Source organism: Cryobacterium breve (assembly GCF_004402375.1).
Classification (GTDB): domain Bacteria; phylum Actinomycetota; class Actinomycetes; order Actinomycetales; family Microbacteriaceae; genus Cryobacterium; species Cryobacterium breve.
Window position 1 is genome coordinate 98,992 of record NZ_SOGJ01000010.1, and the last position, 21,600, is coordinate 120,591.

Sequence of the window (21,600 nt, forward strand, 5' to 3'; positions counted from 1 at the left end):
GTTCGGTGGCCAACTCAGGAGAAACCGATGGGAGCGTCTGCGGCACCCACGGATTGCGGGGCCGAGGCGACTCCGGACATCCGTTTCTCCTGAGTTGGCCACAAAAAACACCCACAGCCACGTGCGTTCAGGGTGCGACCGCGGTGGATTCGCCTCCGGTGATGCGCACGAGCTCGTCGAACGTGGTCGGGAACACGGTGTGCGCGTGTCCCGCTGCGGCCCAGACGACGGGGAATTCGGCGAGCGCGACATCCACCAGGGTGCGGAGCGGCGACGGATGCCCCAGCGGCGCGACGCCGCCGATCACTTGACCGGTGGCCTGCTTGACGACATCCTTCGAGGCGCGTCCGATCGTGCCGCCCAGCCTGTCCCCCAGCCAGACCGCGTCGACCCGGTGCGCCCCGGAAGTGAGCACGAGCAGCGGCTCGCCGTCGAGGGTGAAGACGAGCGAATTCGCGATGGCGCCGATGTCGACGCCGAGCGCATTCGCGGCGGCGACGGCGGTCGTGGCAGCATCGTCGAACCAGCGAACCTCCGGATCGAGGCCATGGGCGCGAAGTGCCTTTCGAACCCTCTCAACGGACGGATGCGCACTGTTCACCATGCCGAAATCCTACGGCCTGGGCGCGGCACTCCCGATAGGCTGACGCGTATGACTGCCGACAGCGCCGCCCGCATCGTCACCCTGCCCGACCGACCCGGACCGGTCGTCGCCGAGAGCGCCTACGTTGCCCCGGGCGCCGTGCTGGTGGGAAACGTGACCCTGGGCGAGCATGCCAGCGTCTGGTACAACGCCGTGTTGCGGGCAGAGGCGGAGCCCATCCGCATCGGTCCGGGCTCCAATCTGCAGGACAACGTCTCCTGCCATGTGGATCACGGCTTCCCGCTGATCGTCGGCCGCAATGTGTCCGTCGGACACGGCGCCGTTCTGCACGGATGCACGATCGAGGACGGTTCGCTGATCGGCATGATGGCAACCGTGCTGAACGGCGCCGTTATCGGTTCCGGGTCGCTCGTCGCCGCGGGAGCCGTGGTGCTCGAAGGCACCATCGTGCCGCCGCGGTCGCTGGTCGCCGGCGTTCCCGCCAAGGTGCGGCGCCCCCTGACGGATGACGAGGTCGCCGGCCTCGGCCACAACGCCGAGGAGTACCTGCGCCACTCCGCACTGCACGCTTCAGTGGCGGCGCAGCGCGAGGACTGAGCGGCGCAGGTTCAGGCTCGCGGCGCAGGTTGCAACGTGCGCCGGGTTCCGCAACGTGAGCCCCGACGGCATCATCACCGGTCCTCGCGGGTCCCGGTCGCCGAGAGAGGAAGGGCGCCCGTACCGGACTAGCGGATGAGGGAGAGTTCGGCGGCCTTCACCACGTTGCAGAGCAACATGGCACGGGTCATCGGACCTACACCGCGCGGGTTCGGAGACAGGAAACCGGCGACCTCGGCGACATTCGGGTGCACGTCTCCGGTCAGCGTGCCTTTGCCCGTGATCGGATCGGTCACCCGGGTGATGCCCACGTCGAGTACAGCGGCACCGGGCTTGACCCAGTCGGCCTGGATCAGGTGAGGCACGCCGACGGCTGCCACGACGATGTCGGCGCGACGTACCTCGCCGGACAGGTCGACCGTGCGCGAGTGCGTCAGAGTGACGGTGGCATCCAGGCCCTTGCGGGTGAAGAGCAGGCCCAGCGGACGCCCGACTGTGAGACCGCGCCCGACGACAACCACACGCTGGCCCACGATCGGCACATCGTAGCGGCGCAGCAGTTCGACGATGCCGGCCGGGGTGCAGGGCAGCGGCGAGTCCAGCTCGCCCTCGATGCCGAGGACCAGCCGGCCGAGGTTCGTGGGGTGCAGGCCGTCGGCATCCTTCGACGGGTCAATCAATTCGAGCATGGCGTTGTCATTGTGGCCGACCGGCAACGGCAGCTGGATGATGTACCCGGTCACCTCGTGGGCGGAGTTGAGGTCGGCGATGGCAGCGCGCACATCGGCGCTGGTCGCCGACGCGGGAAGGTCGACGCGGATCGACTCGATGCCGACCTCGGCGCAGTCACGGTGCTTACCCGCTACATACGAGCGCGACCCTGGATCGTCGCCGACCAGGAGGGTGCCGAGCCCGGGCACGATGCCGTGCGCACGCAGCTCCGCGATGCGGTCGACGAGCTCGGTCTTGACCGCTGAAGCCGTCTTGACTCCATCGAGGGTGATTGCCGTCATTGTAGATCCATTCAATCGGTCGTTCTCAAGTACTCCGATGCTGCCTACCAATCGATACTGCCCGCTCAGCCGCCGCGGCCGCGTGCGAATTCGACGGAGATGTTATGCGACACGCCGGTGACGGATGCCGTCACCGCGTTCTCAGCGCACAATCCCCGTCGAATTCGTTCACGCAGGGCGCACGGCGCAGTGGGGCCCGCCGCAAGGGGTAGTCGACGGGGCTACTGCTGCAGCCCGGGGTAAAGCGGGAAAGCGTCGGTGAGCACCTTCACGCGGGCGCGCAGACCCTCGATGTCTGCATCGGGTTTGAGGGCCTCGGCGATGACGTCGGCGACGACCGTGAACTCCTCGTCGCCGAAGCCACGGGTGGCCAGGGCCGGCGTTCCGATGCGCAAGCCGCTGGTGACCATCGGCGGGCGCGGGTCGAACGGAACAGAGTTGCGGTTGACCGTGATGCCTACCGCGTGCAGGGCGTCCTCGGCCTGCTGGCCGTTGATGGGCGAGTTGCGGAGGTCGGCGAGCACGAGGTGCACGTCGGTTCCGCCGGTGAGCACGTCGACGCCACCGGCGCGCGAGTCGTCCGCCATCAGACGGTCGGCGAGGATGCTCGCACCTCGCAGGGTGCGCTCCTGGCGCTCCTTGAACTCGGGCTCGGCCGCGAGCTTGAACGCGGTCGCCTTGGCGGCGATCACGTGCATCAGCGGGCCGCCCTGCTGGCCGGGGAACACGTTGGAGTTGAGCTTTTTCGCCAGCGCCATGTCGCGGGAGAGGATCAGACCGGAGCGGGGACCGGCGAGGGTCTTGTGAACCGTGGTTGACACAACATCCGCGTAGGGCACCGGGGACGGGTGCAGGCCTGCTGCGACGAGACCGGCGAAGTGGGCCATGTCGACCCAGAGCATGGCGCCGACCTCGTCGGCGATGCTGCGGAAGGCCGCGAAGTCGAGGTGGCGCGGGTAGGCGGACCAGCCGGCAATGATGACCTTGGGCTTGGTCTCGAGCGCCTTCTCGCGCACGACGTCCATGTCGACCAGGAAGGTGGTCGGGTCGACGCCGTAGGCAACCGGGTTGTAGAGCTTGCCTGAGAAGTTGAGCTTCATGCCGTGGGTGAGGTGGCCGCCGTGGGCAAGTTCAAGGCCGAGGATGGTGTCGCCGGGGGTCGCGATGGCCGAAAGCACTGCGGCGTTCGCGGTGGCTCCGGAGTGGGGCTGCACGTTGGCGTAGGCGGCGCCGAAGAGGGACTTGGCCCGGTCGATGGCGAGCTGCTCGGCCACGTCGACGTACTCGCAGCCGCCGTAGTAGCGGCGTCCCGGGTAGCCCTCGGCGTATTTATTGGTGAGCACAGAACCCTGCGACTGCAGCACCGCGCGGGGAACGAAGTTCTCGCTGGCGATCATTTCGAGGTAGTCGCGCTGGCGTCCGAGCTCCTGCTCGAGGACGGCGGCGATCTCGGGGTCTACGACCTCGAGGGGCTCGTTGAACGTGGACCGCAAGATGGTGGAAGGCACGGAATCGGGCACGGGGTCTCCTCAGACTTTTTGATTACGACGTGATGATCAATCGTCGTGGCCCAGGCGTGCGGTCACTAACCGTGTCAGTCGCTCCCCGATGGTGACCCATCTTTCGTGCTACGCCAGTCGCGACAGGTTTGATCTTATCAGTCGGGCCGGGTGCCCAGCTCATCGATTATGAGCACGTCCACGCGCACATGGCGGGTGTCATAGGCGGCACGGCCCACCATGTGCGCTGCGACCGGGGCGGTCAACGCCTGGAACACGACGATGGCGATGGCGAGGGTGACGGTGCCCACCGTGAAGTTGTTCAGAGCCACGTCGGCCGTGATCGCCATGAGGCCGAAGATCTGCGGCTTGGTAGCCGCGTGCAGCCGCGACAGCACGTCGGGAAAGCGGATGACGCCGACCCCGGCCGCGAAGCACATCACGGCCCCGGCGAGCACCAGGACCGCCGAGATCACGTCGCGCAGTTCGTCGCTCATTCGGTGTTCCGCACGGGCAGGAAGCGGGCGACGCTCAACGAGCCGAGCACCGCGAACAGGGCAAGGACCAGGAGGACCGGCAGAGTGTCGGTATGCCGGTTGAATGCCATCTCCGCGCCCATGGCGCAGATCACGGTGGCAACCAGGACGTCCGAGGCGATCACCCGGTCGAGCACGGTCGGGCCGCGCACGATCCGATACAGGGCGCACAGGGCGCCGGCTCCGAACAGCGCCCCGGCAATAACAGCGACGATCTGCATCAGGAAGTCCCTCCCCGCTTTCGTTTGTCGTGCGCATGCTGATCGCGCGCGCGCTGGTCTTTCTCGCTCCGGTCCTCGCCGCTGACCCGGTGGAGGCGTTCCACGTCTTCCCGGGAGCCCAGGGCCAACACGATCCGGCGCTCCTCGTCCAGGACGCCGTTCCGGAACCGCTCCACCTGTTCCGGGCGCGCCACGTTCAGCACGTGCAGGTAGAGCGTGGACCGCACCCGGTCCACATCGACCACGACGGCCCCGGGAACGATGGACGTCGACACACCGGTGAGAGTCAGGATGAAGTCGCTGCGGGTGCGCAGGTGCACGGCCACGATGGCGTTGCTGGGCGTGTAGCGCGGCGAGAGTGCGACGGCGGCCACCTGCAGCGAGCCGCGAACGATATCGAAACCGAGCCGGATCAGGTAGAGAGCGGTGTACCAGATATTCAGGCGCAGTCCCAGTTGCACCGCGGGCAGGTAGAAGCCCACGGAGACGAGGGTGGCCAGCAGCGTGCCGGTGAGCAGGTTGAGCCAGGAGAAGGAGCCCCAGAGCAGCATCCACAGCAGCACGAGCCCCAGGAACAGGGGCATCTGGTTTAAGAAAGCGGCAAGACGCTGCCTCGGGGTACTCATGGTGCGCCGTTCGGGAAGACGGCATCGATGTACGTTGCGGGGTTCTCGATGTTGGCCGCCGCACGGCCCGTGAACGCGAACACCGGCCCCGCGAACACGGTCAGTGACAGGGTCAGCACCAGCAGCGCGGTCGTCGCGCCGGTCATCAGTGGTGAGATGGTGCGCGTCGTGACCGCGCCCTCGTCGTCCGGGTCGTCCAACAGAGCGTCGAGCATCGGCGACTCGTAGTCCTCGACCTCGCCTGCCTCCCGCCAGAACGCGACATTCCAGGCGCGGGCCAGGGCGTAGAGGGTGAGCAGCGAGGTGGCGGCTCCCGCACCCATCAGGATATAGGTCACCGGTTCGCCGATTTCGGCTCCGGCCTGGAAAAGGGCGATCTTGCCGAGGAAGCCCGAGAAAGGCGGGATGCCGCCGAGGTTGAGCGCGCCCACGAAGAAGAGGAAGGCCACGAACGGTGCCGCCTTCAGCAGTCCGCCGAGACGCGCCAGCGATGTCGTTCCGCCCACCCGTTCGATCAGCCCCGCGCAGAGGAAGAGAGTCGTCTGCACCGTGATGTGGTGCACGACGTAGAAGATGGTGGCCGCGATGGCCAGCGGCGTGCCCATTGCGATGCCGAAAATCATGTAGCCGATGTGGCTCACCAGGGTGAACGACAAAAGCCGTTTGATGTCCGCCTGCGCGAGCGCGCCGAGAATTCCCACGATCATGGTCAGGAACGCCACGACCATCAGAGGCACCGACAGCGGGCTCTCCGGGAAGAGCAGGGTCTGGGTGCGGATGATGGCGTAGATACCGACCTTCGTGAGCAAACCCGCGAACACCGCCGTGACCGGGGCCGGAGCCGTCGGATAGGAGTCGGGCAGCCAGAACGACAGTGGGAACACCGCGGCCTTCACACAGAAGGCCAGCAGGAGCAGCAGGTTCAGGACCAGCTTCACGTCCGGCGGGAGGTCAGCCACACGTTCGGAGATCAGGGCCATGGTCACGGTGCCTGTGGCCCCGTAAATCAGTGCGATCGCACTGAGGAACAGAATGGATGACATCAGGCTCACCACGATGTAGGTGACGCCGACACGGATGCGCGCCCCCGTGCCGCCCAGTGTCAGCAGCACATAACTCGCCGAGAGCAGCATCTCGAATCCCACGTAGAGGTTGAACAGGTCACCCGCGATGAACGCGTTGAACAGTCCGGCCGCCAGCACGAGATAGGTGGGGTGGAAGATCGAGACCGGTGTTTCCCGGTCTCCGTCCACGATGCCCTGCCCCACGGCGAACAGGAGCACACCGAGCAGCATCAGCGCGGAGACCAGAAGCATGATCGCCGAGAGACGGTCGACGACGAGCACGATGCCCCATGGCGCATCCCAACCGCCCACGTTCACCACAGCGGGACCGGTCTGGTCGACCTGCACCAGGAGCACGGCGCTGATGACCGCCACCAGGGTCAGGGCGAGCACGCTGACCACGATCTGCTGGGGACGGCGACGGCCGAAGGCGAGGGTCAGGGCGCTTCCAAGCAGCGGGATGGTGACGACCAGGGGCACGAGGAGGTTCACAGGTTCATCCCCCCGCCGGGAGCGGTGGCCGGGTCGCCGCGCTCACCCGTGTGCGGCTGCTCGTGCGCGTGCTCGCTCCCTCGCTCGTGCGCGTGCTCGCTCCCTCGCTCGCTCGCGTCGAGGTCTTCCTGGCTGGCTGCCTCGTCCTCGGTGACCGAACGGAAGGACTCCTCCGTGCTGCCCACGGTCTCGGCCGCGTGCTCGTCGGTGACCGTGTCACCTTCGTCGCCGAGGCGCGCCAGCCACCAGGACCGGTAGATGAGCGCGAGGATGAGCGCCGTGATCCCGAAGTTGATCACGATGGCAGTGAGCATGAGCACCTGGGGCACCGGGTCGGCCATGTCTGCGTCGGCGGCAGTGCCGGTGACGATGGGCGAGCTGCCGGGGCGACCGCTCATGATGAAGATCAGCAGGTTCGTGGCGTTCCCCACCAGCAGGAATCCGATCAGGACCCGGGTGAGGCTGCGCTCCAGCATCACGTAGACCCCGGCGGCGTACATGACCGCCATCACGATCACGAGGGTGAGGGAGGCGCTCATGCGGGCGCCTCCGCGCTCTGCTGCGGGCGCGGCTCGGTTTCGCCGGCCTCCTGCTGCCGGTCGACCTCACTGCCCAGGCTGCGCAGGATGTCGAGCACCAGCCCGACCACGACCAGGTACACCCCGATGTCGAAGATGGTGGAGGTGCCGAAGGAGAGCGGACCGAGCACGGGCACCGTGGTTTCGAAGTAGGCGGATTCCAGCGGGATGCCGCTGAAGAAGAGCGAGACCACGGCCATCCCGACCGCCAGCACAATGCCCAGACCGAGGATCTTGCCTGGATCGACGGGAACAGCCTCGCCCAGCTCGTAGCGCCCCCCGGCCAGATAGCGGGAGACGAGCGCGAGCCCGGCGATGAGGCCGCCGGCGAAGCCGCCGCCGGGCGCGTTGTGACCGGCGATGAGCAGGTAGACGGAGACGATCATGGCGGGGTGGAAGAGAAGCCGCACGAGCACCTCGAGCATGATCGAGCGGTCTTTCTCGGCCACGGTGCGACCGGCCAGCAGCCAGGACTGGCGGGTGACGGCATGCCCCTCGGAGGGCGCGGCCGGGTCCGCGACGACCTTGCGCCGATGCGGCAGCGACCGGCGCTTGCGGGAATCGCGCAGCCGGGGAACGACCGCGTTGCGGCCGGAGACGAACAAAAGGCTGGCGACGCCGGTGGCCACGACGATCAGCACGGAGATCTCACCCATGGTGTCCCAGGCACGGATGTCCACGAGCATCACGTTCACGATGTTGCGTCCGTGTCCCTCCTCGACCGCGAGCCGGGGCAGTTCCGCTGCGATGCTGGGGGCCTGCCGCGCGCCGAGGGCAATCACGCCGATGACGCCCATCACGGTTCCGACGAGCACGCCGATCACCGCGCGTCGCCGCCGGTGCATGGGACGGTTGTGCTGCGCGATTTTCTGGGGCAGCCGGCGAAGCACCAGCACGAAGACGACGATGGTGATGGTTTCCACGAGAGCCTGGGTCAGGGCCAGGTCGGGGGCGCCGTGGAACGCGAACAGGGCGACGAGGCCGTAGCCGGTCACTCCGGCCAGCAGCACGGCCGTGATCCGTTCGCCGACGTGGGCGGCCATCACCGCCGCGATGCCCATGGTGAGGGCAACCACCACCTGGCCCGGATAGTCCCAGAGCACGATGGTGTTCGGCCAGCTGCGGTTGACTCCAGCCGCGAACCCGAGTGCCAGAACGAAGACGACGAGGATGGTGGAGAGGTACTGCGGCAGTCCACCGATCTGGGCGAAGTGCGTGATGCGCGCCGCGGCCCGGTCGATGCCCCGCACGGTGTAGCCGTAGCCCTGGCCGGCGTCGACGTAGGCCGGTACCGTTGCCTGCAGTCGGGCCACGCCCCGCCGTTTCCAGAAGAGCACGACGCCGACCACCACCACCACGGCGCTCAGGGCGAGCGCCGGTTCGAAGCCGTGCCAGAGCGCAAGGTGGTAATCACCGCCGCCAGGCACGGTGCCGGCGTACGAGGCCAGCACCGGGTCGAGCAGGAAGACGAACGGGCCGAGCAGCACGGTGGCCACGGCGAGCAGGCCCGGGGCCAGCTGGAAGTCCCACCGAGCGTGGTGCAGCGCGGTCTCCGCGAGACGAGGCCTGGTTCCGAATGCGCCCCAGAAGAAGCGGGCGCTGTAAGCGACCGTCAGAACCGAGCCGAGCACTGTGCCGACCAGGGCGACCCAGCCCCAACCGTCGCCGGCCAGGGCTGCCTCCAGGAACGCCGTGAACACGGCCTCCTTGGCGACGAACCCGAGCAGCGGCGGAATGCCGGCCATGGAGGCGACCGCGACCAGGGCGATCGCGGCCAGCGCGGGCGCGTTGCGCCCCACCCCGGACAGCTGGCGCCAGTCGCGGGTGCCCGCCCGGTGGTCGATGATGCCGACCGTCAGGAACAGGGCCGACTTGTAGAGCGCGTGGGCTAGGAGCAACGCCACCCCGGCGAGCGCGGCGTCCTGGGTGCCGAAGCCGACCACAACCACGAGGAAGCCGAGCTGGCTGACCGTGCCGTAGGCGAGCACGAGCTTGAGGTCGTACTGCCTCAGCGATCGCCACGCGCCCACCAGCATGGTGCCGACGCCGAGGGTGACGAGCACCGGCATCCAGCCCGGTGTGTCGGCATAACCGGGGGCGAGGCGAGCCACTAGGTAGATGCCGGCCTTGACCATCGCGGCCGCGTGGAGGTAGGCGCTCACCGGGGTGGGGGCCGCCATCGCCGCCGGCAGCCAGAAGTGGAAAGGCACGAGCGCGGACTTCGACAGCGCGCCGACCAGGATGAGCAGCACCGCCCAGGTGGCGGCCGGTCCGGTGACCGGGTCGGCCACGATGGCGGCGAGGGATGTGGTTCCCGTCTCCACCGAAAGGATCACAACCCCGATCAGCATGATCAAGCCGCCGAAGGTCGTCACCAGCAAGGCCTGCAGGGCCGCGCCGCGACTCGCACGCTTGAACGTGTGGTGCCCGATCAGGAGGTAGGAAAGCACGCTTGTGATCTCCCAGAAGACGAACATCACGACGATGTCGTCGGCCGTGACCAGACCGTACATGGTCCCGGCGAACGCCAGCAGGGCCGCCGCGAAGCGCCCGAGTGCGGGCTCGTCGGCTGCGAAGTAGCGGGCGCAGTAGATCAGCACGAGAGCGCCGACCCCCGTCACAACCAGGGCAAGCAACCAGGCGAGAGTGTCGACCCGGAACGAGAGCGACACTCCCAGCGCTGGAATCCACGGGACGGACTCGGTGACGGCGCCGCCCGCGGTGACGGCCGGGGTCTGGCCGACCGTATAGGCGAAAGCCGCTGCGGGGAGCAGGGCGATCAGATAGAAGACACGAAGGGACAGCCACCGGGTGAGGAGGGGCGTCAGCGCGGAGACGACAGCGAAAAGGGCGAGGATTGTCGCCATGCGGCCTCCCGGCTCTCCAAGTCAGAGTGTCGCGCACAGTCTACCGGAGGCTCGCTGGTGCGTGCCCTGTGCGGGGGCCGCTAAGGTTGGCGAAAACCCGATCTATCGGAAGAGCCCTATGACGCGTGCAAGCCGGGGGCCACACGTGCCCCACAAACCTGACCACCCCGAGTTCCACGGGCGTGGCACGGAGACTCCGTTCGAGCACATCTCGGACGCCCTCAACGTGCACGAGGACGAGGGTCTGCACAAGGGTCTCAAGGCCCGCCAGGTGCAGATGATCGCCATCGGCGGCGCCATCGGCACCGGCCTGTTCCTGGGTGCGGGCGGACGCCTCGCCACCGCGGGTCCCTCTCTCGTCTTCGTGTACGCGATCTGCGGTTTCTTTGCGTTCTTGATTCTGCGTGCCCTCGGTGAGCTCGTGCTTCACCGGCCGTCGTCGGGCTCGTTCGTCTCGTATGCCCGCGAGTTCTTCGGCGAGAAGACGGCGTTCGTCACCGGCTGGCTGTACTGGCTGAACTGGGTGATGACCGCCATCGTCGACGTCACGGCCGTCGCGATCTACATGAACTTCTTCGCCAAGTACTGGGCACCGTTCGGTGACGTGCCGCAATGGCTCTACGCCCTCGCCGCCCTCGCCGCAGTGCTCTCCCTGAACCTCCTGTCGGTAAGCGTGTTCGGTGAACTCGAGTTCTGGTTCGCCCTGATCAAGGTTCTCGCTATCGTGGCCTTCCTGCTGGTCGGCACCTGGATGGTCATCTTCGGCACGCCCATCCCCGGCCAGGAAACGGGGTTCAGCCTGATCGGGGACAACGGGGGCTGGCTGCCGAACGGGCTGATCGCATCCGTTCTCGTGGTGCAGGGCGTCGTCTTCGCCTACGCCTCGATTGAACTGGTCGGCACGACCGCCGGGGAGACCAAGAACCCGGAGAAGGTGATGCCGAAGGCGATCAACACCGTCATCATCCGTATCGCCGTGTTCTACGTGGGCTCGATCCTCCTGCTGTCGCTGCTGCTGCCCTACACCGCGTATAAGGCCGGAGAGAGCCCGTTCGTCACGTTCTTCGGCACCATCGGAGTCGGCGGCGTCGACGTGATCATGAACCTGGTGGTGCTCACCGCGGCCCTGTCCTCACTCAACGCGGGCCTGTACTCGACCGGGCGCATCCTGCGGTCGATGGCACTGGCGGGATCGGCACCGCGCTTCGCCGGGAAGGTGAGCCGCACGGGGGTGCCGTTCGGCGGCATCCTCCTCACCGGCGTTGTCACCCTGCTGGGCGTCGCCCTGAACGCCGTCGTGCCCGACAAGGCGTTCGAGATCGTGCTGAACATGGCCGCCATCGGCATCATCAGCGCCTGGGGCATGATCGTGCTGTGCCAGCTGCGACTGCACGCGTGGTCGAAGCTCGGCATCCTGCAGCGACCGAAGTTCCGGATGTTCGGGGCCCCCTACACGGGCTACGCCAGCCTGGCCTTCCTCGTCGCCGTGCTCGTGCTGATGGCCTTCGACTGGCCGGTCGGTACGCTCACGATCAGCTCGCTCGTGATCATCATCCCGCTGCTGATCGTGGGCTGGTATGCCTGCCGCGGACGCATTCTCGAGATCGCGAGCGCCCGCGAGGGGTTCACCGGCCAGGTTCCCATTGTGCCCAACCGGCCCCTCTCCGACCAGATGCGCGCTGCCGACCCGAAGGATGGGAACCCGACGGAATAACCGCCACGCCTACGAAGCACCATTCCGCGTGCCGACAGCCGGTGCGGCTACCATTGCGGATTGATCACTGCGAGACCCGATGTTTCGCGATTTACGGAGAGACCAATGACCACCGAATCGGTGTGGATGCCACCCAGCGCGCTCGCTCTGCTGATCGAGGAACTCGCCGTTCTGGCCAGTCACCCTAGCCCCGACGCGGCCACAGCCGACCGGGTCCGGGTGCTGCGCAAGACCCTCAGCCAGGCCGAGGCCTCGATCAAACCGGACGACGGCCTGGTCGAGCCCGGCATGCGGATCACCGCCATGCTCTCCGGCGACACCCGGGCCACCGTGTTCCTGCTCGGCGAACGTGAACTCGTGTCCCTCGACCCCGAGGTGCGAGTGGATGTGTACTCGCCGTCGTCGCCGATCGGCCAGGCCATCATCGGCACCCACGTCGGCGACACCGTCACGTACACGACGCCGTCCAACGCCAACATGCAGATCGAGATTCTCGCGGCGGTCCCGTACACCGGCGGTCGCTGACCGCCAGCACTGAGACGACACGTGTGAGGGGTGCGGATGCGTCCGCACCCCTCACACGTGTCGGTTCGGCCCCGTCGGAGCGGTCAGGCCGCGCGGCGCCGCACGACCACGTCGCTGACGATCACGAGCACGAACGCCAGCGCCAGAATAGCGACGTAGACCAGCGGCACCGCCGTCATCCCCACGGTGCCCAGCAGTGTGGCACCGAGCAGGGCGCCACCTCCGATACCGGCGTTGAACGCGGTCGTGTAGATCGCACTCGCGGTGTCCCGGATACGCCGCGAGGCGGTGTGCAGCAGCCGAGTCTGCAGCAGCGGCGGAAGCACACCGAAGGCCAGACCCCAGAGCACGAAGGCGGTGATCGCAACGGGCAGGGTCGCCGCGAAGAGGGCCAGCACCGTGACGCTCAGCGCCGACGCGGCGATGCCGATGACGAGCCCGAGCTGCGGCCGGGGGCCGAAGACCGTTCCGGAGAGCACCAGGCCGATCGCGCCCGCGATCCCATAGGCGAACAAGAGGGGCGCGACCGCACCGGAGTCCACGCCCATCTCGTCGATCAGGAACGGGGCGATGTAGGTATAAAAGGTGTAGTGCCCGACCATGGTCAGGCCGGTGATGGTGCAGACCAGGATCACGGCGCGCATCGTGGGGTCGCGGCGTGGTTTGGGGACAACTGCCGCGGGATGTGCGGAAGCGGCCCCGGAACCGTCGGTCGCGGCGGAAGAGTGTGCCGCGGCATCCGTCACGCGGGCCCCGTAGTGCGACACCGGAGGCAGGAACCGCCAGACGACGACCGCGCCCACCAGCATGAGGCCGGCGAGGGCCAGGAAGGACAGCCGCCAGCCGAGCAGGTGGCCGGCGGCTGTGGCGATGGGCACCCCGAACACGAAGGCGAGCGTTCCGCCCGAGACGGTGATCGCGACGGCGCGGCCGATCTGCTCTCGGGGCACGAGGTGTGCGGCGTACGCGCCGACCACGGCCCAGAACAGGCCGTGGGCCATGCCGCCGATGATGCGTCCGCCGACCATGAACGCGTAGTTGGGAGCGATGGCGGTGAGCACGTTGCTGACCGCGAGCACGATGAGAACGAGCACGATCAGTCCGTGTCGGGGCAGACGCCTAGTGACATGGGCCAGCGATGTGCTCGTGAGCACCACCGTGAAGGCGAACCAGGAGACGAGCAGGCCGATCTGCCCCTCGCTGACTCCGAGTGCCCGGCTCATATCGGGCAGCAAACCCGTTGGCAGCATCTCCGATGTGACCGACAGGAAGACGGCGGCGGCCAAGGCGAGCAGGCCCACCCAGGGAAACGGGCCGGCGGCGGTCGCCGACGAGTCCGCCGAATCCCGAGGCAGATTGATGGGTGCGGTGAATGACATGGTGCTGTGGCTCACAGACGGGAACAGTGGCTGCGCGGGCGATGCCGCGGGGCCGGTCCGGATCGACTGCGCGCCAACGTGCGCGCCCGGGGCCGGCGTGCTGCGCCGACCATATCCCAGCCTAGCCGACGCGCAACGCCCGGCGTCAGAGGGCCGGTAACCTAGTCGGATGACTTCTTCGCTTGCGCCGAACCCGCGCCACCACTGGGTGATCACCCTTGTCTGCGTCGACCAGCCGGGTATCGTGCACGCGGTCAGCGGTGCGATCGTGCGAGCGCGCGGCAACATCACCGAGAGTCAACAGTTCACCAGCGCCGACACCGGCCGCTTCTTCATGCGGCTGCAGGTGGAGTCCCAGGCCACGCAGGCCGAGCTCGAGGAGGAGCTCGCACCGGTCGAGCGCCGGTACGACATGGAATCCGTCATCGATGTCGTCGGGCGTCCCCAGCGCACCCTGATCCTGGCCTCGACCGCCGGTAACTGCGTCAACGACATGCTCTTCCGGCAGCGCGGCGGCCAGCTTCCCATCGAGGTGCCGCTCGTGCTGAGCAACCACGGCACGCTGCGCGACCTGGTCGGTTTCTACGGGGTGCCGTTCGAGTCCCGTCCGGTGACGGATGCCGACAGCAAGGCAGCCTTCGAGGCGCGCGTCGTCGAGGCCATCACCGAGCACGATATCGAGCTGGTGGTGCTCGCCCGGTACATGCAAATCCTCTCCCCCGCGCTCTGTGAGCTGCTTGAGGGCCGTGCCATCAACATCCACCATTCCTTCCTTCCCGGCTTCAAGGGCGCCAACCCGTACAAGCAGGCCCACGCGCGCGGCGTGAAATTGATCGGGGCCACGGCGCACTTCGTCACCGGCGACCTCGACGAGGGTCCGATCATCGAGCAAAACGTCGTGCGAGTGGACCACTCTCGCACTCCGGCCGAGCTCGTCGCCATCGGGCAGGATGAGGAGAGCCGCACCCTGACGCAGGCTGTCACCTGGTTCGCCGAGCACCGGGTTCTGGTGGACGGCGCTCGCACCATCATCTTCAAGTGAGCGCCCGCGCGCTCGGTAAGATGGGGCAGGTGACCGAGACCAGCGCGAAAACCAAGCCCAACGACATCGTGCGGTTCCTGCTCGAACTGTTCGCGTTCATCAGCCTGGGGATCTGGGGCTTCGCAACGTGGCCGCTGCCGTGGCCCGGTGTGCTGGTCGGCATCCTGACCCCGGCTTTTGCGCTCCTGGTCTGGGCCCTGTTCCGTTCCCCGAAGGCGGTCTTCCGCCTGGACCCGTTCGGCAAGGCCGTCATCGAGATCTGCGTCTTCGGTTCCGCGGCTCTCGCCTGGTGGGACCTGGGACTGCCGCTCGTGGGAGTGGTCTTCGCTCTGGTGGCTACGGTCAGCGGCGTCATCTCCGGCCGCGCAGAACTGCGCTGACCCCCACCGCTCCTCCGCCCTCATCCGAGTACGGAACCGTGTTCGCCGGTGTCGGCCTCAGGCGAGGCGGGCAGGCCGCGGCATCCGCAACGCGTAGGCAGAGGTCGCGAAGAAGAGCAGGGCCCCCACCCCGAAGGCCACCGGATAGGACACGCTGTCGACCAGGAACCCGGCGGCCAGCGGGCCGACGATGGCACCCAGGTCGGAGAACATCGAGAACACCGAGACCGGGCGCCCACCCCCGGCGCCGGCGGCATCACCGACGGATGCGGCGGGTGCGGTTCCCATGAAGGCCGAGGCAACACCGTAGACACAGAGCAGCGCCGTAAGCACGACGATGTTCGGCGCGAACGGAACGGCGAGGATGGTCAGCCCGGCAACCAGGAATGCTCCGACGATGGCCGGGCGGCGGCCCACGGTGTCCACGAATCGTGCGGCGGGAGCGAGCGCCACCGTCTGGGCGACGGCCGCGAAGGCGAAGGCGATGCCGGTCCATGCGGTCGGGCCTCGCAGAACCTCGACGACGAGCACGGGGATCAGCGCATTGCGCACGCCGAACGAATTCCAGCCGGTGGAGAAGTTGGCGATGCACGCCGCGCGGAAGCGGGTGTCCCGCAGCACCGTCCGGAACGGGATGCGCGCCGGTGACAGCCCGGCAACGACGACGGCCCCTCCCCGCACCGGGCGCAGCAGCACGAGCCCGAGCACGCCGGCAACGGCCAGCGTACCGGCGTAGAAGAAGAACGGCGCGGTGAGCGAGATCGTGGCGAGGAGTCCGCCGAGTGCAGGGCCGGCCATCCCGCCGAGCAAAAACCCACCCTGGTAGAAGCCGATTGCCCTGGCCCGGATCCCCGGTGCCGTGGAGCCGAGTAGCAGGGTCATGGCCGCCACCGTGAACATGGCCGACCCGACACCACCGGCACCGCGGAGGAGCAGCAGTTGCGGATAGTTCTGCGCCACTCCGACCAGCCCGCTGGAGACGGCGACGATCCCGATACCGGTGGCGAGGATCATCCGCTCCCCCGCCCAGTCGATCAGGCGCCCGGTGAAAGGGCTCGAGACGAACCGCATCAGGGCGAACGCGGAGACCACGGCACCGATTTCCAGATAGCCCACGCCGAAACTACGCACGTAGACGGGCAGCACCGGCACGACCACGCCGAAGCCGACCATCACGAAGAAAGCAATCACTCCGAGCACGTAGACCTCGCGGGACAGCTGCGGGCGGTTCACGCCGGGGGTGTCGCCGCCTCGGCGGAATCGTGCGAATCGCATTGTCTCAGGGTAAGCCGTGGCTCGACGTCCGACCGCCGCGCCACAAGCCTCGCGCCCCTCACGAATTCGACGGAGATCTGGCCCAGTTCGGCCGCGGACAGCCCGAATATTGCTCGTTTAACCGAGAATCTCCGTCGAATTCTCTCAAGGCCGATCACAGTGCGCGACGCTCAACGAGCGAAGGCGCCGGTCGCCACCGGCTCGCGAGCGGCGAGCTGGGCCTTCACCGCGGCATCCCGGCGTCCACCGATCGCCCGCAGCGCGTTCACGATCGTCACCAGGTCCACGAATTCCTGCAGCAGGGCGCCGACCGTGGCCGGGATGAAACCGAACGCGGCCAGAAGCATCAGTCCGAGGCTCATGACGATCCCCAGCCAGATGCTCTGCAGCGCGATCCGGATGGTGTCCCGGCCGATCGCGACCGCCCTCGCGGCGCGGGTCAGATCGTCGATCAGGATGACGACGTCCGCTGACTCGCTCGCGGCTGTGGCCCCCCGCGCACCCATGGCGATTCCGACATCGGCGATGGCCAGCACGGGAGCATCGTTCACGCCGTCGCCGACCATGATCACCGGGCGATGCGTCAGTGCCCGCACGGCATTGACCTTGTCGACCGGCAGGCAGTCCGCCTGCACCTGTTCGATCCCGACCAGCGCGGCGATGTGCTCCGCCGTGGGCTGGGCGTCCCCGGTGAGCATGACGGTGTCCCGCAGCCCGAGGGCCCGGAAATCGGCCATGGTCTGCGGCGCGTTCTCCCGCAGCCTGTCGCTGGCGACGATGCTCCCGGCAAAGCGGCCGTCGACGGCGAGGTAGATCGCCAATTCGCCGCCCTCTAGTGGCGCGGCGACGGCATCCGGTGCCCGGTCACGGATATAGGACAGCTTGCCGACGGTCACCTCACGGCCTGCCAACCGGGCGTAGACGCCGTGCGCGGGCACCTCGTTCGCGGTCTCCGTCGTGGTCAGTTTGAGCCCGCGGCTGCGGGCCGCCGAGATAACGGATGCCGCGAGCACGTGTGACGAGTACTGTTCCGCAGATGCGGCGAGGGCGAGCAGTTCGAGCTCGCCGAAGCCGGGTTGGGGCAGCACCCGGGCGATTGTCGGGGTGCCGTGCGTGAGCGTGCCGGTCTTGTCGAAGACGACGGTCTTGGCTCGGGAAAGCATCTCGAGCACACCGCCGCCTTTGACGATGATGCCGTTGCGTGCCGCTCGGCTCATCCCGCCCATGAACGCGACGGGCGCGGAGATCAGCAGCGGGCAGGGGGTGGCCACCACGAGAACCTCGGCGAACCTGGCCGGGTCGCCGCTGACGAACCAGGCGAGACCGGCGATCGAGACCGACACCGCCGTGAACGGCACGGCGTAGCGGTCGGCCAGGCGCACCACCGGGGCCTTGCTGGCCGAGGCCTCCTCGACCAGAGCGATGATCTGCTGATATTGACTGTCGGCGGCGGTCCTGGTTGCTCGGACGGTGGCCGCTGCCTGGCCGTTGATCGACCCACTGAGCACGGCGTCGCCGGCTCGGCGCTCCACCGGGAGGCTTTCGCCGGTGAGCGACGACTCGTCGAACGCGGCGCTGACAGAGACCAACTCGCCGTCGACCGGCACGATCTCGGCCGGGCGCACAAGGAGCAGGTCACCCGCCCGCACCTCGGTCGCGGGCACGTCTTCAACCTCACCGCTGCGGGCGTGCTCGCCGCCGGCGTCCGTCACGACGCCGCCGCCGGTCAGCCGATGCGCGATCTGCGGCGCCCGTCGGAGCAGCTCGTCGAGCTCGCGCTTGGCGCGATTCACGGCGAAGTCCTCAAGGGCCGCCCCGCCGGTCAGCATCAACACAATGATGAGCGTGGCGACATATTCGCTCACCAGAACCGTGGCGACGATGGCCATGATCGCAAGGACGTCGATGCCGAAGGTGCCCTGACGCAGCCGCCGCACCATGCCGACCGTTTCGTGACCGGCGACCAGCAGGCCGAATCCGCTGAACAGCCAGCGCACGACATCCGTCTCGCCGAACAGGGCCAGCGCCACTCCAACGAGCCCGAGCAGCACGGTGGTGGCGACAAGAGGGTAACGGTGAATGGCAGCGACGAGACTGGACATGCTGCCAGTCTCACTCCGTCCGCAGGGTCGCGCCAGCAAGGAAAGGCTCCCCTGTGCGGCCTGCGCCGAGGGCCGCCGAGGCCCTGGCTCAGGGTGGGGTCACCACCATGAACGCCGTGTTGTGGCGGCGCCGAACGCGGCCGGGGCACGCAACCGCCGAACGGATGTGAGTTCGGGTGTCCGGCGATCGCCAGCGTCAGGGCGGTGTTGGGCCGCACCCCGAGAGCGAGTTCGACGGTGAGCTCGACGATCGTGACCTCGTGCCCCTGGCCCGCCAGTTCATGCGCCGTGTTCGCAGACGCGAAAAGTCCCCGCATTCTCGGGCGGGGCCTCTTCGCACCTCGCGGTGCCTCGCGGTGCCTCTGCAGGAAGTGGCGGGTTACGCCAGGCGCGCCTGCAGGTTTTCCGCGATGGCGGCGAGGAACTCCTCGGTCGTCTGGAAGGCCTGCTCAGGTCCGACGAGGAGGGCGAGGTCCTTGGTCATCTTGCCGCTCTCGACGGTCGTGATGACCACGTCTTCGAGCGTGTGCGCGAACTCGGCGAGCGCCGGGTTGGCATCGAGCTTGGCGCGGTGCGCGAGGCCGCGCGTCCACGCGTAGATCGAGGCGATCGGGTTGGTCGAAGTGGGCTTGCCCTGCTGGTGCTGACGGTAGTGACGCGTCACTGTGCCGTGCGCCGCCTCAGCCTCGACGACCTTGCCGTCGGGCGTGGAGAGCACGCTCGTCATCAGGCCGAGCGAGCCGAAGCCCTGCGCGACGGTGTCGGACTGCACGTCGCCGTCGTAGTTCTTGCAGGCCCAGACGTAGCCTCCCTCCCACTTCATGGCCGAAGCGACCATGTCATCGATGAGGCGGTGCTCGTAGGTGAGGCCGGCCGCGTCGTAGCGGGCCTTGAACTCGTCGTCGAAGATCTCCTGGAAAATGTCCTTGAAACGACCGTCGTAGGCCTTGAGGATCGTGTTCTTGGTCGACAGGTAGACCGGGTACTTGCGCTCGAGGCCGTAGTTCAGCGATGCGCGGGCGAAGTCGCGGATGGAGTTGTCGAGGTTGTACATCCCCATCGCGACACCGCTGCCGGGAGCCTGGAAGACCTCGAACTCCTGGGGGGCCGAGCCATCCTTCGGAGTGAAGGTCATGCTGAGCGTGCCCTCGCCCTCGAAACGGAAGTTGGTGGCCTTGTACTGGTCGCCGAAGGCGTGGCGGCCGATGATGATCGGCTTGTTCCACCCCGGCACGAGACGCGGGATGTTCGAGATGATGATGGGTTCGCGGAAGATGGTGCCACCGAGGATATTGCGAATGGTGCCGTTGGGCGACGCCCACATCTTCTTCAGGCCGAATTCCTCGACGCGCGCCTCGTCGGGCGTGATGGTCGCGCATTTGACGCCGACGCCGTGCTTCTGGATGGCGCGGGCCGAGTCGATCGTGATCTGGTCGTCGGTCTCGTCGCGCTTCTGGATCGACAGGTCGTAGTACTCGAGGTCGATGTCGAGATACGGGTGGATCAAGGTCTCCTTGATCGCGTGCCAGATGATGCGGGTCATCTCGTCCCCGTCGAGCTCGACGACAGTGCCTTCAACCTTGATCTTCGCCAATGGAAATCTCCTCAGAATATCGGGGGGCAAGAATAGCCACGTCAATTCTAGTGGAGACCGCTAATTATCTTGACATCGAGACAGTTTCCGGATGTCCGTACCCGGCACCGCCGGCCCGCCGTGTCGTCCGAAAAACCGACTACCCGACCGGCTCCGGCTCACGTTAGCCTGTTCGCATGGGTGATCTACGACTGGAAGAACTGTCTGCGCGCAACATCGTCGCGGCGAATGGCCTGAGCCTGAAACCCGGGCAGGAGCAGTTCATCGCGCCGGTCTCGTACGCGGTTGCGGCATCCGTCATCAACCCGGCCACCGCCTGGCAGCGCGTCGTCGTGCTCGACGGCGAGGTCGCCGGGTTCATCCACGGCAATTTCGACCCCGACTCCGATCACGAGGAATTCCGCGCCTGCATCTGGCGCATCAACGTGGATGCGGAGGCCCAGGGCAAGGGCGTCGGCAAGTTCGCCGCCGACGCCCTCGCCACCGAGGCCCGCAAGCGCGGGTTCGACCACATCACGGTGATCTGGGAGCCCGGCGAAGAGGGCCCTGAGGCTTTCTTCCACCACCTTGGCTTCAGCGACGTGGGCCAGACCGTCTACGGCGAGACCATCGGGGCGATGCAGCTCTGACCGTATACCGGCACGAAGCAGACCCGCTGACGGATGCCGCCATCCGGGAACCCGCGTTCACCCTGCACGTTCTCGGCATCGTGGAATCGATCCCGCCCGGTCGCGTGATGACCTACGGCGACGTCGCGGCGGTGCTCGGCTCACGGGGTGCCCGACTGGTGGGGCAGATCATGGCACACCACGGCGCCGACCTGCCCTGGTGGCGGGTGATCCGAGCCGGCGGGCACCCGCCGATCGGGCATGAGGACCGCGCGCTCCCCCACTACCGCGCGGAGGGCACCCCGCTGAAGACGGGGCCACACGGGTACCGGGTCGACTACGCGGCGGCGCGCTGGAGTCCGGCCTAGCGATCCCGGCCGGGATGCCCGGAAACCCTAGGTTCCGGGACGCCCCGGATGTTACCGTTTTCGCATGGACAGCGAAAAAACCGCCGCACACTCGGCCCTTGATCCCCTCGCCACCGACCCGGGCTCCTACCGCGTACTCCTTGAGAACGACCGCGTTCGCGTGCTTGAGTTCCTTGACGCCCCCGGCGATGAGACCAATCCCCACGAGCATCCCGACAGCGTCATGATCACGCTCAACGCCTACGCCCGTCGCCTGTCGTCGGAGGGGCGCGAGATCGACGTCGAGCTGCCCGCCGGCGAGACGCGCTGGCTGCCGGCCCAGGAGCACGCCGGCCTGAACATCGGCACCACGCCGTCGCACGCGATCTTCGTCGAACTCAAGCAGGCCCCCGTCACCCCGCGGGACCCCGGCTACCACCCGCTCGGACCGGTCGCCTCAAACCGGCCCCTGTCGGGTACGCCGCTCTCCGACGCCTCGAGCGACGAAGAGAAAGCCTGGGGTTTCGTCTAGCCGAC

21 protein-coding genes and 1 riboswitch are annotated in these 21,600 nt (G+C 67.6%); of the genes, 8 read left to right on the forward strand and 13 right to left on the reverse strand.

Annotation, left to right across the window (positions count from 1 at the left end; translation table 11 throughout):
- Positions 1–127: 127 nt before the first annotated feature.
- Complete coding sequence (locus E3O65_RS03000; protein ID WP_134362272.1) at positions 128–604, reverse strand: YbaK/EbsC family protein; 477 nt, start codon at positions 602–604, stop codon at positions 128–130.
- Between the two features lie 48 nt (positions 605–652).
- Between E3O65_RS03000 and E3O65_RS03005 the strand changes: the two genes are divergently transcribed.
- A complete protein-coding gene (locus E3O65_RS03005; protein ID WP_134362273.1) occupies positions 653–1,201 on the forward strand; it encodes a gamma carbonic anhydrase family protein in 549 nt (182 codons plus the stop codon).
- Between the two features lie 128 nt (positions 1,202–1,329).
- Here the strand turns inward: E3O65_RS03005 and E3O65_RS03010 are convergent, their stop codons facing one another.
- The 8 genes from E3O65_RS03010 to E3O65_RS03045 all read right to left on the reverse strand — a co-directional run bounded on the left by E3O65_RS03010 (position 1,330) and on the right by E3O65_RS03045 (position 10,097).
- On the reverse strand, positions 1,330–2,214 hold the full coding sequence (locus tag E3O65_RS03010; protein ID WP_134362274.1) for a bifunctional methylenetetrahydrofolate dehydrogenase/methenyltetrahydrofolate cyclohydrolase: 885 nt from the start codon (positions 2,212–2,214) through the stop codon (positions 1,330–1,332).
- Positions 2,215–2,435: 221 nt separating this feature from the next.
- Positions 2,436–3,734 carry a serine hydroxymethyltransferase gene (glyA, locus tag E3O65_RS03015; protein ID WP_134362275.1) on the reverse strand — a complete coding sequence of 433 codons (1,299 nt, stop codon included), beginning with the start codon at positions 3,732–3,734 and terminating at the stop codon, positions 2,436–2,438.
- Positions 3,735–3,775: 41 nt separating this feature from the next.
- A riboswitch (ZMP/ZTP riboswitch) is annotated at positions 3,776–3,865 on the reverse strand.
- Between the two features lie 6 nt (positions 3,866–3,871).
- The gene (mnhG, locus tag E3O65_RS03020; RefSeq protein ID WP_134362276.1) at positions 3,872–4,210 is read right to left on the reverse strand and encodes a monovalent cation/H(+) antiporter subunit G; all 339 of its coding nucleotides are present in this window, start codon (positions 4,208–4,210) and stop codon (positions 3,872–3,874) included.
- Entirely contained in the window at positions 4,207–4,470 is a 264-nt protein-coding gene (locus E3O65_RS03025) for an MrpF/PhaF family protein (protein ID WP_134362277.1), read from the reverse strand. The genes mnhG and E3O65_RS03025 overlap by 4 nt, the downstream gene beginning before the upstream one ends.
- Complete coding sequence (locus E3O65_RS03030; protein WP_134362278.1) at positions 4,470–5,096, reverse strand: Na+/H+ antiporter subunit E; 627 nt, start codon at positions 5,094–5,096, stop codon at positions 4,470–4,472. The genes E3O65_RS03025 and E3O65_RS03030 overlap by 1 nt, the downstream gene beginning before the upstream one ends.
- Positions 5,093–6,652 (reverse strand): Na+/H+ antiporter subunit D, encoded by a 1,560-nt coding sequence (locus E3O65_RS03035; RefSeq protein ID WP_134362279.1) that lies wholly within the window; start codon positions 6,650–6,652, stop codon positions 5,093–5,095. The genes E3O65_RS03030 and E3O65_RS03035 overlap by 4 nt, the downstream gene beginning before the upstream one ends.
- On the reverse strand, positions 6,649–7,191 hold the full coding sequence (locus E3O65_RS03040; RefSeq protein ID WP_134362280.1) for a sodium:proton antiporter: 543 nt from the start codon (positions 7,189–7,191) through the stop codon (positions 6,649–6,651). The genes E3O65_RS03035 and E3O65_RS03040 overlap by 4 nt, the downstream gene beginning before the upstream one ends.
- Entirely contained in the window at positions 7,188–10,097 is a 2,910-nt protein-coding gene (locus tag E3O65_RS03045; RefSeq protein WP_134362281.1) for a Na+/H+ antiporter subunit A, read from the reverse strand. The genes E3O65_RS03040 and E3O65_RS03045 overlap by 4 nt, the downstream gene beginning before the upstream one ends.
- 145 nt (positions 10,098–10,242) lie before the next feature.
- On the opposite strand from E3O65_RS03045, the gene E3O65_RS03050 reads away from it, so the two are divergent.
- Positions 10,243–11,811, forward strand: coding sequence for an amino acid permease (locus tag E3O65_RS03050; protein ID WP_422386396.1), 1,569 nt, complete (start codon positions 10,243–10,245; stop codon positions 11,809–11,811).
- 105 nt (positions 11,812–11,916) lie between these two features.
- Positions 11,917–12,336 carry a GreA/GreB family elongation factor gene (locus tag E3O65_RS03055; RefSeq protein ID WP_134362283.1) on the forward strand — a complete coding sequence of 140 codons (420 nt, stop codon included), beginning with the start codon at positions 11,917–11,919 and terminating at the stop codon, positions 12,334–12,336.
- Positions 12,337–12,419: 83 nt separating this feature from the next.
- Here E3O65_RS03055 and E3O65_RS03060 read toward each other — a convergent pair whose 3' ends face one another.
- Complete coding sequence (locus E3O65_RS03060; RefSeq protein ID WP_134362284.1) at positions 12,420–13,715, reverse strand: MFS transporter; 1,296 nt, start codon at positions 13,713–13,715, stop codon at positions 12,420–12,422.
- 169 nt (positions 13,716–13,884) lie between these two features.
- Between E3O65_RS03060 and purU the strand changes: the two genes are divergently transcribed.
- A complete protein-coding gene (gene purU, locus E3O65_RS03065) occupies positions 13,885–14,757 on the forward strand; it encodes a formyltetrahydrofolate deformylase (RefSeq protein WP_134362285.1) in 873 nt (290 codons plus the stop codon).
- The gene (locus tag E3O65_RS03070) at positions 14,754–15,137 is read left to right on the forward strand and encodes a YrdB family protein (protein WP_241985616.1); all 384 of its coding nucleotides are present in this window, start codon (positions 14,754–14,756) and stop codon (positions 15,135–15,137) included. The genes purU and E3O65_RS03070 overlap by 4 nt, the downstream gene beginning before the upstream one ends.
- Before the next feature lie 57 nt (positions 15,138–15,194).
- On the opposite strand, the gene E3O65_RS03075 is transcribed toward E3O65_RS03070, so the two are convergent.
- The 3 genes from E3O65_RS03075 to E3O65_RS03085 form a co-directional block, all read right to left on the reverse strand.
- Complete coding sequence (locus E3O65_RS03075; protein ID WP_134362286.1) at positions 15,195–16,412, reverse strand: MFS transporter; 1,218 nt, start codon at positions 16,410–16,412, stop codon at positions 15,195–15,197.
- Positions 16,413–16,582: 170 nt separating this feature from the next.
- Positions 16,583–18,514, reverse strand: coding sequence for a heavy metal translocating P-type ATPase (locus tag E3O65_RS03080; RefSeq protein WP_134362287.1), 1,932 nt, complete (start codon positions 18,512–18,514; stop codon positions 16,583–16,585).
- Between the two features lie 379 nt (positions 18,515–18,893).
- Positions 18,894–20,108 carry an NADP-dependent isocitrate dehydrogenase gene (locus E3O65_RS03085; RefSeq protein ID WP_134362288.1) on the reverse strand — a complete coding sequence of 405 codons (1,215 nt, stop codon included), beginning with the start codon at positions 20,106–20,108 and terminating at the stop codon, positions 18,894–18,896.
- A 176-nt stretch (positions 20,109–20,284) separates the two neighbouring features.
- Here E3O65_RS03085 and E3O65_RS03090 point away from each other — a divergent pair, with 176 nt between their 5' ends.
- From E3O65_RS03090 to E3O65_RS03100, 3 genes are all read left to right on the forward strand, one after another.
- Positions 20,285–20,737 carry a GNAT family N-acetyltransferase gene (locus E3O65_RS03090; protein WP_134362289.1) on the forward strand — a complete coding sequence of 151 codons (453 nt, stop codon included), beginning with the start codon at positions 20,285–20,287 and terminating at the stop codon, positions 20,735–20,737.
- Positions 20,738–20,799: 62 nt separating this feature from the next.
- Positions 20,800–21,084, forward strand: a complete 285-nt coding sequence (locus E3O65_RS03095; protein WP_277870773.1) for an MGMT family protein — start codon at positions 20,800–20,802, stop codon at positions 21,082–21,084.
- A gap of 64 nt (positions 21,085–21,148) precedes the next feature.
- Complete coding sequence (locus E3O65_RS03100) at positions 21,149–21,595, forward strand: cupin domain-containing protein (RefSeq protein ID WP_198411650.1); 447 nt, start codon at positions 21,149–21,151, stop codon at positions 21,593–21,595.
- The last annotated feature ends 5 nt before the right edge of the window (positions 21,596–21,600 follow it).

Bases quoted from the DNA above. Each gene is read 5' to 3' on its own strand.
- E3O65_RS03075 (WP_134362286.1), bottom strand. From the start codon at position 16,412: ATGCGATTCGCACGATTCCGCCGAGGCGGCGACACCCCCGGCGTGAAC.
- mnhG (WP_134362276.1), bottom strand. From the start codon at position 4,210: ATGAGCGACGAACTGCGCGACGTGATCTCGGCGGTCCTGGTGCTCGCC.
- E3O65_RS03100 (WP_198411650.1), top strand. From the start codon at position 21,149: ATGGACAGCGAAAAAACCGCCGCACACTCGGCCCTTGATCCCCTCGCC.
- E3O65_RS03045 (WP_134362281.1), bottom strand. From the start codon at position 10,097: ATGGCGACAATCCTCGCCCTTTTCGCTGTCGTCTCCGCGCTGACGCCC.
- E3O65_RS03060 (WP_134362284.1), bottom strand. From the start codon at position 13,715: ATGTCATTCACCGCACCCATCAATCTGCCTCGGGATTCGGCGGACTCG.
- E3O65_RS03040 (WP_134362280.1), bottom strand. From the start codon at position 7,191: ATGAGCGCCTCCCTCACCCTCGTGATCGTGATGGCGGTCATGTACGCC.
- E3O65_RS03010 (WP_134362274.1), bottom strand. From the start codon at position 2,214: ATGACGGCAATCACCCTCGATGGAGTCAAGACGGCTTCAGCGGTCAAG.
- E3O65_RS03080 (WP_134362287.1), bottom strand. From the start codon at position 18,514: ATGTCCAGTCTCGTCGCTGCCATTCACCGTTACCCTCTTGTCGCCACC.
- E3O65_RS03025 (WP_134362277.1), bottom strand. From the start codon at position 4,470: ATGCAGATCGTCGCTGTTATTGCCGGGGCGCTGTTCGGAGCCGGCGCC.
- E3O65_RS03000 (WP_134362272.1), bottom strand. From the start codon at position 604: ATGGTGAACAGTGCGCATCCGTCCGTTGAGAGGGTTCGAAAGGCACTT.
- purU (WP_134362285.1), top strand. From the start codon at position 13,885: ATGACTTCTTCGCTTGCGCCGAACCCGCGCCACCACTGGGTGATCACC.
- E3O65_RS03090 (WP_134362289.1), top strand. From the start codon at position 20,285: ATGGGTGATCTACGACTGGAAGAACTGTCTGCGCGCAACATCGTCGCG.
- E3O65_RS03055 (WP_134362283.1), top strand. From the start codon at position 11,917: ATGACCACCGAATCGGTGTGGATGCCACCCAGCGCGCTCGCTCTGCTG.
- E3O65_RS03005 (WP_134362273.1), top strand. From the start codon at position 653: ATGACTGCCGACAGCGCCGCCCGCATCGTCACCCTGCCCGACCGACCC.
- E3O65_RS03030 (WP_134362278.1), bottom strand. From the start codon at position 5,096: ATGAGTACCCCGAGGCAGCGTCTTGCCGCTTTCTTAAACCAGATGCCC.